At 25.3% G+C, this 16,580-nt stretch carries 17 protein-coding genes; 1 reads left to right on the top strand and 16 read right to left on the bottom strand.

Features of this window, described 5'->3' with window-relative positions:
* Window positions 1-57 precede the first annotated feature (57 nt).
* The 3 genes from EXC62_RS03965 to EXC62_RS03955 form a co-directional block, all read right to left on the bottom strand.
* The gene (locus EXC62_RS03965) at window positions 58-336 is read right to left on the bottom strand and encodes a hypothetical protein (protein ID WP_026390512.1); all 279 of its coding nucleotides are present in this window, start codon (window positions 334-336) and stop codon (window positions 58-60) included.
* Between the two features lie 794 nt (window positions 337-1,130).
* Entirely contained in the window at window positions 1,131-1,895 is a 765-nt protein-coding gene (locus EXC62_RS03960) for a hypothetical protein (protein WP_026390513.1), read from the bottom strand.
* Window positions 1,896-1,995: 100 nt separating this feature from the next.
* Window positions 1,996-2,694, bottom strand: coding sequence for a hypothetical protein (locus tag EXC62_RS03955; protein WP_026390514.1), 699 nt, complete (start codon window positions 2,692-2,694; stop codon window positions 1,996-1,998).
* 431 nt (window positions 2,695-3,125) lie between these two features.
* Here EXC62_RS03955 and EXC62_RS03950 point away from each other — a divergent pair, with 431 nt between their 5' ends.
* Window positions 3,126-3,398 carry a transposase gene (locus tag EXC62_RS03950; RefSeq protein ID WP_269744979.1) on the top strand — a complete coding sequence of 91 codons (273 nt, stop codon included), beginning with the start codon at window positions 3,126-3,128 and terminating at the stop codon, window positions 3,396-3,398.
* Window positions 3,399-3,704: 306 nt separating this feature from the next.
* Here the strand turns inward: EXC62_RS03950 and EXC62_RS03945 are convergent, their stop codons facing one another.
* From EXC62_RS03945 to EXC62_RS03890, 13 genes are all read right to left on the bottom strand, one after another.
* Entirely contained in the window at window positions 3,705-4,355 is a 651-nt protein-coding gene (locus tag EXC62_RS03945) for a DinB family protein (RefSeq protein ID WP_035375727.1), read from the bottom strand.
* Window positions 4,348-6,843, bottom strand: a complete 2,496-nt coding sequence (locus EXC62_RS03940) for a hypothetical protein (RefSeq protein ID WP_026390516.1) — start codon at window positions 6,841-6,843, stop codon at window positions 4,348-4,350. The genes EXC62_RS03945 and EXC62_RS03940 overlap by 8 nt, the downstream gene beginning before the upstream one ends.
* A 91-nt stretch (window positions 6,844-6,934) precedes the next feature.
* On the bottom strand, window positions 6,935-8,134 hold the full coding sequence (locus tag EXC62_RS03935) for an MFS transporter (RefSeq protein WP_026390517.1): 1,200 nt from the start codon (window positions 8,132-8,134) through the stop codon (window positions 6,935-6,937).
* Window positions 8,127-8,723, bottom strand: coding sequence for a DUF1349 domain-containing protein (locus EXC62_RS03930; protein WP_026390518.1), 597 nt, complete (start codon window positions 8,721-8,723; stop codon window positions 8,127-8,129). Before EXC62_RS03930 ends, EXC62_RS03935 begins: the two co-directional genes overlap by 8 nt.
* Window positions 8,724-8,861: 138 nt before the next feature.
* Window positions 8,862-10,151: an adenylosuccinate lyase gene (gene purB / locus EXC62_RS03925; RefSeq protein WP_026390519.1), complete on the bottom strand. Its 1,290-nt coding sequence runs from the start codon at window positions 10,149-10,151 to the stop codon at window positions 8,862-8,864.
* Window positions 10,152-10,156: 5 nt separating this feature from the next.
* Window positions 10,157-11,416: an adenylosuccinate synthase gene (locus EXC62_RS03920; protein ID WP_162140205.1), complete on the bottom strand. Its 1,260-nt coding sequence runs from the start codon at window positions 11,414-11,416 to the stop codon at window positions 10,157-10,159.
* Window positions 11,417-11,484: 68 nt separating this feature from the next.
* Window positions 11,485-11,751 carry a hypothetical protein gene (locus EXC62_RS03915; RefSeq protein WP_026390520.1) on the bottom strand — a complete coding sequence of 89 codons (267 nt, stop codon included), beginning with the start codon at window positions 11,749-11,751 and terminating at the stop codon, window positions 11,485-11,487.
* 4 nt (window positions 11,752-11,755) lie between these two features.
* Entirely contained in the window at window positions 11,756-11,926 is a 171-nt protein-coding gene (locus tag EXC62_RS08835; protein ID WP_156907462.1) for a hypothetical protein, read from the bottom strand.
* Window positions 11,907-12,773 (bottom strand): DUF4434 domain-containing protein, encoded by an 867-nt coding sequence (locus EXC62_RS03910; RefSeq protein WP_162140206.1) that lies wholly within the window; start codon window positions 12,771-12,773, stop codon window positions 11,907-11,909. Before EXC62_RS03910 ends, EXC62_RS08835 begins: the two co-directional genes overlap by 20 nt.
* 69 nt (window positions 12,774-12,842) lie before the next feature.
* Window positions 12,843-13,937 carry a M50 family metallopeptidase gene (locus EXC62_RS03905; RefSeq protein ID WP_026390522.1) on the bottom strand — a complete coding sequence of 365 codons (1,095 nt, stop codon included), beginning with the start codon at window positions 13,935-13,937 and terminating at the stop codon, window positions 12,843-12,845.
* A 16-nt stretch (window positions 13,938-13,953) separates the two neighbouring features.
* Window positions 13,954-14,883: an ABC transporter permease gene (locus EXC62_RS03900; RefSeq protein WP_026390523.1), complete on the bottom strand. Its 930-nt coding sequence runs from the start codon at window positions 14,881-14,883 to the stop codon at window positions 13,954-13,956.
* Complete coding sequence (locus tag EXC62_RS03895; RefSeq protein WP_026390524.1) at window positions 14,873-15,793, bottom strand: ABC transporter ATP-binding protein; 921 nt, start codon at window positions 15,791-15,793, stop codon at window positions 14,873-14,875. The genes EXC62_RS03900 and EXC62_RS03895 overlap by 11 nt, the downstream gene beginning before the upstream one ends.
* A complete protein-coding gene (locus tag EXC62_RS03890) occupies window positions 15,771-16,577 on the bottom strand; it encodes a glycosyltransferase family 32 protein (RefSeq protein WP_052589894.1) in 807 nt (268 codons plus the stop codon). The genes EXC62_RS03895 and EXC62_RS03890 overlap by 23 nt, the downstream gene beginning before the upstream one ends.
* Window positions 16,578-16,580: the final 3 nt, after the last annotated feature.

Raw genomic sequence — 16,580 nt, 5'->3', positions numbered from 1 at the left:
TGTTAATATTAAACCTCCATTTTTATAGTAATTAGAGTCATGTTTTAATTATAAATATTAAATTAGTGGAGCTCCACCACTATATATAAATATAACTTTAGGTTTATCAGTATCAAACATAAACACATTTTCAAAAATATTAAACACTTTATCATACGAATAGTTACTGTCGGAATATTTATGTTCAACTCTATATTTCTTTCTTGGTGCTATTGCATAAAAACCATAATAGCCTCTCGGAGAATCAGGTGATGTAATATATGTATATGAAGTGTTATTCGACTCTGAAACTGTAATACTTCTTGTCCTAGAATATCCACCTAGTTTTATACCCATAACTTCAGGAGCAAATTCAATTGTATTTGCTACCGAGACTTTTATTTCTGCTGTTTCTTCTAATGTTGAAGTAAATGACCCTTGAGAATACGTTCCTGATATTTCGCTTAAAACATAGTTATCTTTATACCCCTATTCAAACGCTTGAATCCTATGTCTAAATTATAACATTTAAATACTAAAAAAGAAAGTTTTGATATTTTTTTAACAATTCTGGAAAATTATACATAAACTATTGCTAACCACTAATACTAGTTTCACATGTTTTAATTTAATTTTTCTATTATACTAATCGAATTCCATAAATGCATAAAGTGATGTTTAGAAAATGTCATAAGCATTATTTCTTGATAATCTTTCTTACACCAATAATCAACCAACCAAAATGCATTAGAATGATTAGACACAGATCAAAGTTCAAGTAATTATTCTTTTCTTTCACTTATAATTAATGTCCTACTATCTAATTAATTAACTGTTTTAATATATTTAATTAGTTCATTAATATTTAATGATTCGAAAAACTTTTTTCTTCTTTTTATTTTAGAAATTTTCAAATATTACTGTTTGTTTTTTCTTGCTAAATTATGCATTATTTTTCTCGCGTTGATATTCAATAACAAGCTTCTTCTTGTTCAAAATATTTCTATACATAACAACTTCAAAGAGAACTTCATCATTAGTAGTTTTATAAATCTTTCCAGTTAAATTAATTATATCCTGATTTTGAATTTAAAAACATCATTTGTACTATAATCCTCTATGTATTGATTAGTAACTTCTAAGATTTCATACTACTTTTTTCCATTTATAATTTCCTTAAGTATTTCATCATCAGAATTGAATATTTCTATATTATCAATGTAAGAAAAATTATTCTCAGAATCCGATACTATATATTGAAAGTTAAAAGTTACAGATAAGGGGAAATCAATATCAATGTTCTTTAATTTGATTAAAATTTCCGCTGTAATATTACTTCCAATAATCTTATCTAACTCTTGTAACTCCCAACGCTCTACTCTTTGTAACGATTTCAAATCAATTACTTTAAAATTATTACTATCAATTCTATATTTTATGTTAGAGGGTACATTATTATATTTAATTATTGATGTTAACAATTTAAATTCATCATGTTCGATAATTTCATAATCAGTTTTAACTATAACAAATGATTTTGGCTTATAAGTAAAAATTCTGCTATTATTAACTCTAAAATCTAGTGTCTCAAGAACAAAAGAGTCAGTAATATTAGAAATATTTATTATTAAAAAATACAGATTATATTCTTTATATGTAGCCATTTTTTTATACCCCTTGATACTAATAAGAGGTTTGTTAGAAGTAGAAACACTAAATTGCATAAGATCAACTACTTTGAGTTCTTCTTTAATAATTATTGGTATTTTTATGTTTTGAATGGTATCTTCATTTTTCTCTATATATTTAGTATACATAAAGTTTTTTTCTCCATTATCATCTACTTTTTTATTACACGATGAAAGAATTAAAAGAATAAAAAATGAAACAATACCTATTATTATACTTTTTTTCATTACTAATCACAATTAAATAGTTTATTCTATTTAAATATTCCTTTCTAAATTTTGAATACTCTAACTTCAAATTTTATTTTTATAGTTCAATCAAAAACTTTTACACTAAATTTTTATTACCTGTATATAAAAAGATTATGTCTGGTCGATTAGAAGAAAATGTGTATAAATTAGGATAATGATTATATACTAGACTATATGTCTTGTCACTTTCTGAATAATCATGATATATACTATATTTGGTTCTATCACTTATCGTATAAAAACCATAATGTGCTGAGTCATTTTCAGACATTATTTCAACTGTCCATGAAGCTCCTATACTACTACTAACTGTCGTTGAATTCGTATATGTATATCCACCTAACGATATATCTTTAACTTCTGGCGAAAAGCTAAATTCATGGGATACTGTCTTTGCAATTGTTTTATCACCACTTACAGTAAATACACTTTTCCCTCTACCAACTCTGAAAGTAGCTATTGAACTTGTTACATATGTGTCTTTATATCCTTCTTCATATGCAGTAATTCTATGATAATTCCAATAGAATGGTGGTCTCCATCTACGAAAATAATCTATATAAATTTCTTCTCTTTTATAAGTCTCTATAGATTGTTCTCTTTTTTCCCAATGCTCGGGATAATAATATGGATCTTCCGACATAGTATCCAAGTCATTTATCTCCAATGAACTTGTACTTAACTCTTGATTTTCACTATTATATGCTTTGACATTATAATAGAAAAAAACAGTAAAAAAACAAATAATTGTACTAATTGTGATTTTTTTTAACATCTTTTTCCCCTTTTATTGAAGTTAAAATATTCATGTTGAACTATACACTAATTATACCTAATAATTATTAAAAATCAATGAACTATTAAAATTTGTAAATAAACATGAAATATTAAAGTTTGTAAATAAAAAAAGTATTAGAGATATTAACAAGGATGTTTATTTCAAAGTTATGATGATTAATAATCCAATTGATATTGGATTAATATATAAAAAGAAGAAAAAAACAGACTTTAAGCAAACATTAATTGTTACTTATCAAAAGAAATATTTTTTATATGAAAAACTTTAAGAGACAAACAATTAACGCGTGCATATGAAATGATAAATAAAGGTACTTATGATAAAACCACTTTTAATAGTCCTAAACGCTTTATTGAAAAGACTGTTGATATTGAAGTATTTATTGACCTAGACAAGCTACAAAATGAATAAAGTATGATGGTCTATATGCAGTAGTTACTTCTATTGAAGATATGGAAGCTTCTGAAATCTTAAAGATTAATGAAGGTAGATGTGAAATTGAAGAATCACTTAGAATTCTTAAAAGTACTTTTAAATCCAGATCTATTTATCATAGAAAAAATACACGTATTACTGCACATTTCGCTATATGCTTTACATCACTTTTGATTTACAGGTTATTAGAAAAGAAATCAGATTCAAAATATAATACAGATGAAATTATTAATCAATTAAGATGAATGTATTACCTATAAATGAATCAATATTTGAAAGTATTTATGCTGGAAACAAATTACTCGATCATTTAGCAAAGGTTTTCAAGCTTGGTCTGGATAAACAAACATATAGCAATACATTTTTTTAAAATAAAAAAGACAATTTAGAGGACTTAACAATGCTAATAAGTGGTCTTTTATTCTTTTTTAACTGTCAAACTCGGGATTATAACATTAAAATACTAGAAAAGAAAGTTTTTATATTTTCTTAGCAATTCTTAAAATCTATATACAAACTATTTCTAAACATGAACGCTAGTTTTGCTTGTTTTAGTTTAATTTTTCTATTATACTAATCGAATTCCATAAATGCATAAAGTGATGTTTGGAAAATGGCATGAGCATTATTCCTTGATAATCTTTCTTACACCAATAATCAACTAACCAAAAAGCTTTAGAATCATTAGATACAGATCCAAGTTCAAGCAGTTTTTCTTTTCTCTCGCTTGTAATTAATGTTCTACTATCTAAATAATTAACTATTTTAATATAGTTGTTAGTGTTTTCAAATACTTCTTTCACATATTTAATTAGTTCTTTAATATTTAATCTTTCAGAAAACTTTTCTACTTCATCAAGTGTTAATTCATTGCCGGTTGTATGTAATTTAGAATTAATTCTTTCTTGATAATTATTTTTATAAAAAATTTGTTCCTGATCTTTAATTAAAGTATTTAATGTGATATCTTCAATTCTATTTAAGTGATATAAATAATAAGCTATTGTTTTAAATTGTTTGATTGGCTTTTTCTTATACTCTTCTTCTTTTAAAGTATTAAATACATACTCATACATATTCCACATTTCAATTCTAAATTCAATTAAGCTTTCAATTGATTCAGCAAAACTTTTTTCTTTTTTTATTTTACTTTGAAAATTTTTAAATATTACTGTTTGTTTTTCCTTGCTAAAACTATGCATTATTTTTTTCTCTTTTATACTCAATAACAAACTTCTTATTATTAAATATATTTCTATACATAACAACTTCAAAGAAAACTTTATCATTAGTAACTTTATAGATCTTTCCACTTGAATTAATTATATCTGGATTAAGTGATTTCCATTTAATTACAAACACATAACTCTCACCAAATACAGGTAAGTATAAATAATTATTATTTTTCTTATGTGATTTTTTATAATATCTCATTGATTTACTAATTGTTTGAAACTTAATCTCTTCATCTGTTTCTAAATAGTCAATTGATTTAATAATTTCTGATAATGCATATTTATAATGGATTTCTTTTTTGTTTGTTGGATTACTAAATTCAAAATGTTTTGTTACTAATTTATTATTGAAGCTAAATACTGCAGTTGCAGTATATCTTTTTTGTACACCATAATATCTATGGTGTAAATCAAATGAATCATCAGGATATACTTCATTACCATTTATAAACCATGAAACATTTCTTTTACTATTATCTCTATTGGTTATTTCAAAATTAAGAATCATTTTTTGGTTTTCATAATCAAATTTCGGTATTTCTAACTGACTTAAGTAATAATTAAAATCTTTTTCATTTGTTAAAACAAACACCTCAACATTATATACCCTAACTGGTAAGTCTTTAATATAAAATGAAACTGTTATTAATCCATCATCAAGTTTTTTTATTTTCCCATCTTTATTTATATTTTCATTTTCAATAAAAATATATTCTAATCGTTTATCTAAAAACTTTAAAAAACTTTCACCCTTTTTAATGTTAATCAATTTTTTATTTAATACTTCTTCACTTATAAGTCTGCTGTTAATAATGGTGTCTACAAAAATTTCACGTTCCAAAGTATTATTTTTAGACTTTAAAAATACTTTTATTCTTGCAACATCACCATTTGGTCTAAGTGTATAAAGAAAATCTTTGATTAAATCATCTCTTCTTGTTGTTTCATAAGAAATTTGAATATTATCATTTGAAATGCTTGGTAGCATAAATTCATAATTCTTAATATCTTTTAATCTATTCTTTATTTCATTAAACATATTATATAATTCATAATTTTCATTAGTATTGTACTTAATCTCTTTATTCAATATAATCTCATTATTATAAACAATATCAATATTAGTTTTTTCATTATTTAAAATAAACAAATCAAGCTCATCATCATATGTACTATTGCTTACTTTGATTTCTAGTTTTTTACCAAAAAAAGTATACTTTTTATTTTTAATTAAACCATTTATTTCATTTGTTTTAATCCTTTTTTCAACATATTTATTAAGATCATTCTTAATAAGATTATACTTAATCTTATAAAAAATAAACATAATTAGTGTTATCGGTAATAAGACTATACTATATATTACTATAACAAGATATTTATAAATCAATTGCCAAACTATTAGATTTACTATAATCCAACTATTCTTTATTTTAGTTGAACTTATATAATCATATTTTAAATTCTTATAATAATTGTTTGATAATTTATGAATATTAATACTTGGATAATATTGATTTTTAACATCTAAAATTTCATTATATTCATTATGATTAAAGTTTAATACTGATTTGAAGAATAATAAAATACTTACAAATAAACTATATATAAGTGCAACACTTGCTAATAATATAAATATAGGAATAACAATCGGTGATAGTAAAAGAACATAATAATATGGAGCAATAAGATAGATTTGTTCAACAATTACATATAAAAAATTAAGTGTTTTTTCATATAAGAATACTAATATACTTTTGATAGCTTTTCCAAGTGTTTTTAAACAATTATAAATAAATGTTATAACTGGGTTTAAAACCTTTATTATTACAAGATAAGCTTCGTATGGTATTGTAATAATTATAAATCTTGGTATTACATATAGTATAAAGTGAAATACTAACATTAGATTTATTAAACCATTCATTGAAAAACGGTATCCACCATCAGGAAATGATCTAAATCCATATTTAAAAAAGTTTACAACTGCAATAAAGCACTTTTTTAATATTTTATAAAGCCAAACAAAAAACTCAACAACTTTGTCTAAAACAATGTTAATTCCTCTTGCAATAGTAGTAATTAACCATTTTACACCTTTCCAAATATATCTAAAGATTAATCTGAAAAATCTTCCAATTATTTTCAAAACATTCCAAATAAACTTTAAAATATTAAGTAGAAGTCTTCCAACTGGTGCAAGTAAGATTTCTAGTTTTTTAAAAATATACGATAATCCTTTATATATTAGTGATGTTATTTTTTTCAAAAATATAAAAGGATATTTTAAAAGATTATCCCATAGAAAAATTGATATTTTCTTAATAAAACTATAAATTGATTTTGATACTTTTTTTATTCCTGTCCAAATAATTAATATTAAATTCCATAAACTTAAAAAAATCTTTTTAAAGACACTTCCTATTTTCCTTGCTATATCCCCTATTAGTTTCATCTCATCATTTTCCTTTTTTTGTTTTTTCAATTATAACAAATATGTATTTCAAAATCTACTGTATCAATATTAACTTTTAAATATATAAAAGTTATACAGTTTCAAGCTTTTTAATAATTCTATTTTTACCAACTAATAAGACTATTACTCCTATTGGAAAAATAATTGCTGCTAATATTCCTAACTTCAAATTATCATTTAGCGTGCTAGCTACCATACCAACAACAGTTGGGCCAAGTGATGCACCTAAATCACCAGCAAGTGCAAGTAAAGCAAACATTGATGTTCCAGCACCAAGTATCTCCTTTGATGCAATACTAAATGTTCCTGGCCACATTATTCCAACCGATAATCCGCAGATACTAAATCCTATTAATCCAATAATCGGTGAGGGAATAATACTAATCATCAAGTAAGATATAACTGCTAGAAATGCACTTATATACATGAATCTTTCTAATTTTACTTTTTCACCATATTTACCATAAAAAAACCTTGATATTCCCATCATAGTTGCAAATAACATCGGCCCAAGTAAGTCACCATAAATCTTATTAAGTCCTAGTTCATCTTGAACAAATTTAGATGCCCATTGACTTACTGATTGTTCGCTTGCTCCTGATGTTATCATTAATAAAACAAATAACCAAAATATTTTTTTCTTTATTAAATCTTTAACTTTTAATTCTTTACTATGATCTTCATTAAGTTTTCTAATTGGAGCTTTCATAAAATAAAACATATTTGAAATTGGAATTAATGCAAAGATTAGTGCTAATATTTGCCAGTTTTTTGTACCAAAAATTAAGAAAAATATCGTTGTAATTAAAACAACAATTACATGTCCAAAACAATAAAATGAATGTAGAAGACTCATTGCTTTTTCTTTATTAGATGTTGGTAATGCCTCAACGATTGGACTAATTAGAACTTCTAGTAATCCACCACCAATTGCATATATTACTACTGGTATTAAAAAACCAATAAATGGGTTACTAAAATATTCTGGTAAAAATGCTAATAAAACAAGTCCAATACCAGCAAGTGCATGTGCTAAAATAACCGACATTTTGTAACCTATTCTATCAATAAATGAAACAGAAACTAAATCTGTTATTAATTGTACACCAAAATTAACAGTTACTAAAAGTGTTATATTTGCTAAAGTAACATGATATGTATCTTGGATAATAATAAACAATAATGGTAGAAAGTTATTGACGATTGCTTGAACAATATAACCTATAAAACTTGCTATTAAGGTACTGTTATAGTTTAACTTTTTATTCATTTTCTAATTTCCAAATACAATTTGTAACTTTTATGTTAGAAAATGTTGCATCAAATGATCCATTTGTTGGAGAGCATGCAATAAGTCCAATATTAATTGCATCATCCGCCTTAAACAAATGAAAAATTCTCATTTGCTGATAATTTATTCCATCATATGAGTTTTCTAAAAGAAAATCATTTTCTCTTCTACTTAGTCTATACCACATACTCTTAATAAATGCCCCAATATTCGTTGTTGCCCAATCAGAATATCCATTATTTGTAACAACGCTACCTAACCATGCCTCTGCGTTATTATGATACTCAATTCCTGATTTAAACCAATTATTACTATCTTGATATATTACTACTCCAGTTTGATCAAATAATTCACTACTATTAAATTCAACTTTCACATTAAATGTAAAAAACTTTTCACTTGTTGAAACATATAATATATGTGCATTATCTCTCATAAATCCATAGTATGTTTTTTGCCATAAATCAGTGCCTGGAGTTGTCTTAATTCTAATACTATTATCATTAATCTTTTCAATTTCTAAAGGCTTATTTAGCCATTTTATATCATCAAAATCAAATTTGAACATAATAACCCCCTATTAATACTAAATTTTTTCTTTATAATAAGTATAACATTATTTTATCATTAAAAAGTTAATCGAAGATACTTTCCAAATAAAAAAAGAGACAATTTTTGTCCCTTTAACTGTTATAATTCAAATAATTTAGTTTAAAACTTTTGAATATATTGAATCAACATTTCTTAATAAATACTTATAACTGAAAACCGTTTCTATTTCTTCAATAGTTACATAAGACATAATCTCTTTATTATCAATTATTATTAGTTTAAATTCTTTATTATTTTCAATAGTATCATATGCTAATTTTTGAATTAGATCATATGCAGTTTCTCTTATCATTCCTTTTTGAATTAATAAACTCAAAACATGTTGACTAAAAACAACACCTTTTGTTAATTCAATATTAGAACTTATTTTCTCCACATTAACATCAAGGTTTTTTAACACATTATTAATCCTATTTAACATATAATCTATTAAAGATGTAGCATCAGCTAATATAATTCTTTCAACAGAAGAATGAGATATATCTCTTTCATGCCATAAATTTATATCTTCAAAAGATGTAGTAACATAACCTCTTAAAACTCTTGATAATCCCGAAATATTTTCGCTTGCTATTGGATTTTTTTTATGTGGCATTGCGCTAGATCCTTTTTGACCTTTAGCAAACGATTCACTAACTTCTCCAACTTCAGTTCTCGATAGATGTCTAATTTCTGTTGAAATTTTTTCTAACTCTGAACCTAACAGTGCTATAGAACTAATGTATAATGCATGTCTATCTCTTTGCAAGACTTGTGTTGAGATATTTGCACTTTTTATATTTAATATTTTTGATATTTCTTCTTCAAGTTTTGGTGTATTCGCAGCATAATTTCCGACTGCTCCACTTATCTTTATTACTTCAATATTATCTTTTGCATCTAAAAATACTTTTTGAATTCGTTTTAAATCTTCATACCATAATAAAAACTTTAATCCAAAAGAAGTAACTTCTGCATGAATTCCATGAGTTCTACCTATACAAGGTATGTCCTTGTATCTAATTGCTTTTTCTTTTAATGTTTCAATTAAATCATTTATTCGATTATTTATATGACTATTTACTTCTCTTAAAATAAGAGCATTAGCACTATCAACAACATCTGTTGATGTTAGTCCGTAGTGTATCCATTTCTTTTCATCACCAATCGTATTTCCAACAGTTCGTGTAAATGCTACAACATCATGTTTCGTTTCTTTTTCTAACTCATAAATATCTTCTAGTTTAAATGTTGCTTCACTAATTTTTAGATAGGTTTTAGAATCATATAACCCTAATAACATCCATGCTTTAGCAGCAGCAAGTTCAACTTTTAAAAAATTATCATAGCGATTTTGATCACTCCAAAGTTTTTCAAACTCGTCACTTTGATATCGTTTAATCATTTTAATCAGTCCTCAAATATTGGTAAAATCTCAATTGTTTGTTCTCTTTTTGGTCCAACTGAGAATATTGCTACTTTAACACCTGTTAATTCTTCAATCATTTTTAAATATTTTTTAGCATTTAAAGGTAATTCTTCAAATGACTTAACATTAGTAATATCTTCACTCCAACCAGCAACTTCAAGATAATTTGGAACTACTCTTTCATAATCTTTAATATGTGCTGGAATTGTATCTATTTCTTTTCCATCAAGCATATACGATTTAACAATTTTAATTTTATCTAATCCTGTTAGAACATCTAATAACGTAACAGCTAAATAAGATAATCCTGAAACACGTTTTGTATATCTTAAAACAACGGTATCTAGCCAACCAATTCTTCTTGGGCGTCCTGTTGTTGTTCCGAATTCATTACCTTTAATTCTAATGTTATTTCCTATTTCATCAAACATTTCACTAGGTATTGGACCTTCACCAACTCTTGTTGAGTATGCTTTAGTCACTCCAACTGCACCATCAATAAGCCAAGGAGCAATCCCAGTATTAACTGGAACAGAGGCTGCTGTTGGTGATGATGATGTTACAAAAGGATATGTTCCATGATCAAGACATAACATAACTCCTTGTGCACCTTCAAAAAGGATTTTTTTATTATCGATAATTAAATCATTAAGGAGTTTAGATGTATCAGTGACATACGGTTTAATTATCTTAGCGTATTCACTATATTTTTCATATACTGATTCAAAATCGATATTTGTAGTTAACTCTTTATTCTTATTTTCAATTAACTCTTTTAAGTTTTCCTTAAAGTCATTTGCTATTAGAGTACCAACTCTAATTCCAATTCTAGCTGATTTATCTTTGTAAGTTGGTCCAATTCCTTTATGTGTTGTCCCAATTTTTTTATGTTTGCTATTTTCTTCTTGTTTATCAATTTCTAAGTGAAATGGAAATGTAACATGTGCTCGGTCTGATATAAATAGTTTATAATCTCTTAATCCTATTTCATTCAGTTCATTTATTAATGCTTCGATATTTATTACCATTCCATTTGCTAAGATATTGATTTTATTAGCATTTAAAATTCCTGAAGGTAATAAATGTAATGCATACTTCTTTGAATTAACAACAATCGTATGCCCAGCATTATTACCACCTTGATATCTTGTTACTACATCAGCTTTTAAAGCGAGATAATCAGTAATTTTACCTTTACCTTCATCTCCCCATTGTGTTCCTACAATAACGACTCGTTTCAATCTTGTTTCCTCCTAGTATCTAAAAAATACTTTTTTATTTTATCATATTTTTTTACTAGGAAAATAGTTTATTTTATATTTTTTACATATTTTTTTAATCTTAAGAATACAATCACTGCCATTATAAGTGATACTAAAATCGTAATACCTAAAGCTATCTCTGTAACAATCATAATTATTTGTTCAATTTCGATAAATGAAGATATTACAAGAAGGATAACAAAAACAATCATTCCTGATAAAGCTAATATTGATCTTAAATAAAACTTTTGAATCATTTCTTTAATTTCTTTTTGTTGCTCATCTGTAAATTTTTCCTGATTTTCTATTTTCATATTTTTATTCTCTTATTCTTTCTAAATATTTTATATATTCTTTAAACAGTTCGTCATTTCCATCAAAAATAATATGATGTGAAAATGAGAAAGCTATAATCTTTTTATCATTAAACGAATATGCTAGATTTAATTGTTGTTTTATTCTTTCAAAATCAGCAATTAAATTCACCATTAACTTCACTAAATATTTCAATATTTACAGCCATACCTATTTTAGAATTTTCTTCTATTGATTTTCTTATACTCTCTAAATAATTAAAAGCTCTATTTTCATTATTCAAATCATTTGGTAAGACATTACCATAAGAATCCATTGGTATTATTAAATCAAAATCACGAAACTTTGATTCTTTAAATAAAATATCAAAAGTATCTTTAATATTTTGATTAGTGCTTCCCGCATAGTCACTTAAAAACGGAGAAAATAATAACGGTATACTAAATGTTTTTAAATTTAAATGTTCAATTAAAATATTAAACATATTTGCCCAATTATGACTAAACCCACTTGCATTAGTATATATTTCAAAAGGTAAGTAATAACCTAAAATAGTATTAAAGTATTCTTCTCTATATAAATTCTCTATTTCATCAACTTGATTTTTAGCAACTTCCATTTGAAATTTTAAATAATCTTCATTATTTTGATAATTATTCCACCATAGCAAATCATTATTTAATCCAATATAAATACCAACATTATTCTTCTTAGCACTTTTTAACAACTTTTCAAGAATACTATCATACTTATCCTTTGTCTCATATTTAGAAGGATATAACCGATATTTAAACTCATCACCATCTGATTCAATTGTCCATTGAATAATAACTTCTTTTATTTTTACACTTTCTAATTTCAAAAAATGATTATCAAAATCTTCATCATTCCAATCAAGAATCTTCCAAGGTTGAATAAAATCGGTTGTTATTAAAGTTTTATTTTGATTTTCTTTTCTAGTTAACAACAGCACTATTATAAGTAATAATATTGTTAAACCTATTTTCTTTAATCTATTCATTTCATCATCTCGCAATATTATTATAATATAAAAATGTTTTAAAATTAAAAAATCCTCTAATTTGAGGATTTATAATGTCTTTTTATCTAAATATATTTGATATATCACTTCTTTAAACTCAATTAAATCAAAAACTTCACCTTGTGTAGGACTATTTTCACATACTTTCAAGAATTGCTTGGAAAGTTCATCATTATTTTGATTATTTCGAATTAATTCTTCATACCACTTAATTAAAACAAATGATGGTTCATACTTCATAGCATCCAAGATTTTAATGACATCTTTATCTTTCTTATCAATCGCTTGTTCTTGTTCATCAATTAACATCAATAAATATTTATATGGTTTTATAAGTAAAATAAGGATTGAGCCCGGTTCATTATATGTTTTTAGTATTTCATCAATCTGAGTTTTGGCAAGTTCGAAATTCTGTAAATATATGTTTTTAATTACAATACTAAATGCATAATTAATTTGTAGCGGTTTTGTAAGATCTAATTCATCAAATGGAACATCAAGTAACATAGTTGTTATACGCTCATTATTAGATAATCTTGCATTAATATCTAATATGTAAAATAGTGCATTTCTTGAATCAGGATATTTCTTAGCTTCACGATAATTATTACCATCATTAGTTAAACCTTTAATACCAACCCAATTAAAAACAGCTAAAAATAAATTAATAGTAATGACTATGGTTAAGGAGATTTTAATTAAATCATTATTCCCAACAAACTTAAAAACAATAATACTGACTATTGCAAATAAAAGATTCATTGTAACTCCACCAACGTTATACCAAAAAATTGGTAATGGCTTTTTCTTTGGAGGTATCATTAAGCATTGTCCCAATGTTCCATGGACAGTAAACCTTTTTAAAACTAATTTGTTTTTTTCATTTCTCATTATCAAAAAAGAACGATATCGATAACTTAAAAACTTATATCCTGTTAATTTACCAAAAATTAAATGTCCTAATTCATGAAAAATAATCGCCAATTGGTAGACAATATATAGAACAATAACTAAAATAATCCACTCATACCATAAAAGGCTATCAATTCCTTTGGCAATATTATAACCAAGTAATAGAAACATTACTCCAATTACTAATCCAATTAATGCTCCTTCTAGTAGTTGTTTTAAAAATGACTTCACATTAATTCCTCCATAATTATTTATTTTTTTTAACCCATTTATTAATGAACAAATAAAGAATAAAGAATACAATGATTGATAGGGTTAAATATAAATACATGTATGTACTATTTATTTTAGTTCCAAACATATGTAAATCAAAACCATATGTTTTTTTAATTTCTTCAATAAAACTAGCTGGTATATCACTAGGTAGGTTTTCTATCATTCTATTCATAAAGATGATTCTAAATAATCCAGTCGAATGAGATCCTGGTATTAAATTTGCAAAATTTTGAATTCCAATTGGTAAAATACTAACAGGAAGATATGCACCTATTAAGAAACCAACTAAAGCACTAAAAATTCCTGTAAATGAAGATGCTGCTGCAGTTGTTTTAAAGAATGTTGTTATACACATTAAAATAATAACTGCCGATAAACTTGATAACAATAAAACTAAAACAAGTTCTAAGATTTCGATAATACTAAAGATAACCCCAGTAGTAATTACTAAATATAATAATCCAACTATTAAAAATATAAAACAAATAACAAAAGTTAAAAGAAATGCTGAAATAAAATAGCTTAATGTCAAATTAAAAAGCTTAACAGGGGATGCAGTAAAATCATCAACTACTCTTCTTTCACGATCTGAGATTGCAACAAACATACTATTTAATGAAACTGTTAATGAAGAAATTCCAACAATACCAGAGACCATCCAAGCATTTGCAATTCCTCGAATATCCTTTGTGCTAACAACAATGTCACTTGGTAATGAATCTTTAATCATATTTATTTGTAAATCCCCCATAAACAAGATATATATAACTAAAATTAGAATTGGGGCAATCATTGAAAAGAAGAGTGTCGTTTTATTTTTTAAGAATATTAAAATATTCCTTTTGGTTAACTCCCAAATATTATGAAGATAATTCTTTGCATTACTTAAATTAGTTTGCATTGCTTACCTCCAATTTTTTGCCCGTAGCATTTAGAAATACTTGATCCATATTTCCTTTTAAAACTTCAAAATTTTTAAATAAATCAATATCACTATTAATTATTTTTAATGCCTCAATAGAGTCTTTAACTTTAATATGATAACTATCATTAATATACTCAAAATCTTTATCTTTTAATTTTTTTTCTAATTTTTCATTTTTTTCACTAATAACTCTTAAAATATCATTTGCATATTTTTGCTTTAAATCATCAGGAGTTCCTGAAGCCACAATTACACCTTCATCAAGAATAACAACTTCTCTTGCTTTAACAACTTCTTCCATATAGTGTGTTGTTAAAAAGATTGTTAAATCTTGTTCCTTAATTAATTTATCTAAAATTTCCCAAACCGTTATTCTTGTATTTGGATCAAGTCCAGTAGTTGGTTCATCTAAAAACAAGATCTTTGGTTGATTAATTAAGGCTCTTGCTATATCAACTTTTCGTTTTTGTCCACCCGATAAATCTCCATATTGTCTATTAATAATTGGTTCTAATTCTAATATACTGATTAAATAACTAATTCTTGATTTTATTTCATCTTTTGTTAATGGATAGAGACTCGCTCTTGATTCTAAATTTTGTTTAACCGTTAATTGATAATCGAGGACAGATCTTTGAAAAACAATTCCAATTTTTTCTTTTATTTTAAGTCTATCTTTATCTAAATCTAATCCATCAATTACTACTGAACCACTATTCTTTTCAATGATTGAACATAAAATATTGATTGTTGTTGACTTGCCAGCTCCGTTTAATCCTAAAAATGCGAACAATCCACCTCTTTTTACATTGAAACTTATTCCTTTAACCGCTTGAAAATCACGATAAGACTTTTTTAGATCTTTAACTTTGATTATGTGTTCCATTATCTTGTTCCTCAATTCGCATAAATTCTTTTTTTAATTTTCGGTAATAACTATTCGCAACAATTCTCTCAAAAAACGAATAAACATGTTTCCCTAGAATTTTCCTTGATCCTCTAGCAAAACTAACACTTCTTTTTTGTGCCTTGTTATGCCATGTACTACCATAATAGTGAATACCAAATGTATTATTTGTTTTTCTCATTTTTAAGGTCATATAATTAATTGGATAAAAATATTCTTCTGGCAACAATAAAATATCATTAATAACATCTAATTTTCCATTTGGTTTTAACCCATAATAAAATCTTAGAGCTGCAGCAAAAGCATGAACTGTCAATGGATTAGTGTTAAACCCAATCTTTGCCGGCTGTTCATATCTTTTATATATTTTTTCTAATACCTTATGTTTAGGTATAAACCCTATAACAGCAGTACCAAACCAATATTTACTTTCGTAACATAAGAAACCATCATAGTTTAAAAGTTCATCAATATTTTTTGTTAAGCATAAATCAGTATCAAAATATATTCCACCATACTTATATAGAGCCCATACTCTGATTATATCTGATGCATATGCATAATTTTTCTCTTCTAATGCAATTCTTACTTGTTCATTACTTGAAACATCAAAATTATCTTCATTCCATTCAATTATTTTATATTCTGGACAATATGTTTTGAAGCTTTCAATACATTTAAGAGCAAGTTCACTCTTTTCTTTTCTACCTACCCATACATAATGGATAATCTTAGGTATTTTTTTATTATTTTCATTATTCATAAA

Origin of the sequence: Haploplasma axanthum (genome assembly GCF_900660745.1) — a bacterium.
Lineage (GTDB): Bacteria > Bacillota_I > Bacilli_A > Acholeplasmatales > Acholeplasmataceae > Haploplasma > Haploplasma axanthum.
Note: the sequence above shows the minus strand (reverse complement) of the source record. Positions and strands in the feature narration are given on the sequence as shown.

Coding starts and splice junctions, on each gene's coding strand:
- EXC62_RS03915 (WP_026390520.1), bottom strand. CDS start 11,751: ATGAAAATAGAAAATCAGGAAAAATTTACAGATGAGCAACAAAAAGAA.
- EXC62_RS03910 (WP_162140206.1), bottom strand. CDS start 12,773: ATGAATAGATTAAAGAAAATAGGTTTAACAATATTATTACTTATAATA.
- EXC62_RS03930 (WP_026390518.1), bottom strand. CDS start 8,723: ATGTTCAAATTTGATTTTGATGATATAAAATGGCTAAATAAGCCTTTA.
- purB (WP_026390519.1), bottom strand. CDS start 10,151: ATGATTAAACGATATCAAAGTGACGAGTTTGAAAAACTTTGGAGTGAT.
- EXC62_RS03965 (WP_026390512.1), bottom strand. CDS start 336: ATGGGTATAAAACTAGGTGGATATTCTAGGACAAGAAGTATTACAGTT.
- EXC62_RS03895 (WP_026390524.1), bottom strand. CDS start 15,793: ATGGAACACATAATCAAAGTTAAAGATCTAAAAAAGTCTTATCGTGAT.
- EXC62_RS08835 (WP_156907462.1), bottom strand. CDS start 11,926: ATGGTGAATTTAATTGCTGATTTTGAAAGAATAAAACAACAATTAAAT.
- EXC62_RS03935 (WP_026390517.1), bottom strand. CDS start 8,134: ATGAATAAAAAGTTAAACTATAACAGTACCTTAATAGCAAGTTTTATA.
- EXC62_RS03945 (WP_035375727.1), bottom strand. CDS start 4,355: ATGCATAGTTTTAGCAAGGAAAAACAAACAGTAATATTTAAAAATTTT.
- EXC62_RS03955 (WP_026390514.1), bottom strand. CDS start 2,694: ATGTTAAAAAAAATCACAATTAGTACAATTATTTGTTTTTTTACTGTT.
- EXC62_RS03890 (WP_052589894.1), bottom strand. CDS start 16,577: ATGAATAATGAAAATAATAAAAAAATACCTAAGATTATCCATTATGTA.
- EXC62_RS03900 (WP_026390523.1), bottom strand. CDS start 14,883: ATGCAAACTAATTTAAGTAATGCAAAGAATTATCTTCATAATATTTGG.
- EXC62_RS03960 (WP_026390513.1), bottom strand. CDS start 1,895: ATGAAAAAAAGTATAATAATAGGTATTGTTTCATTTTTTATTCTTTTA.
- EXC62_RS03940 (WP_026390516.1), bottom strand. CDS start 6,843: ATGAAACTAATAGGGGATATAGCAAGGAAAATAGGAAGTGTCTTTAAA.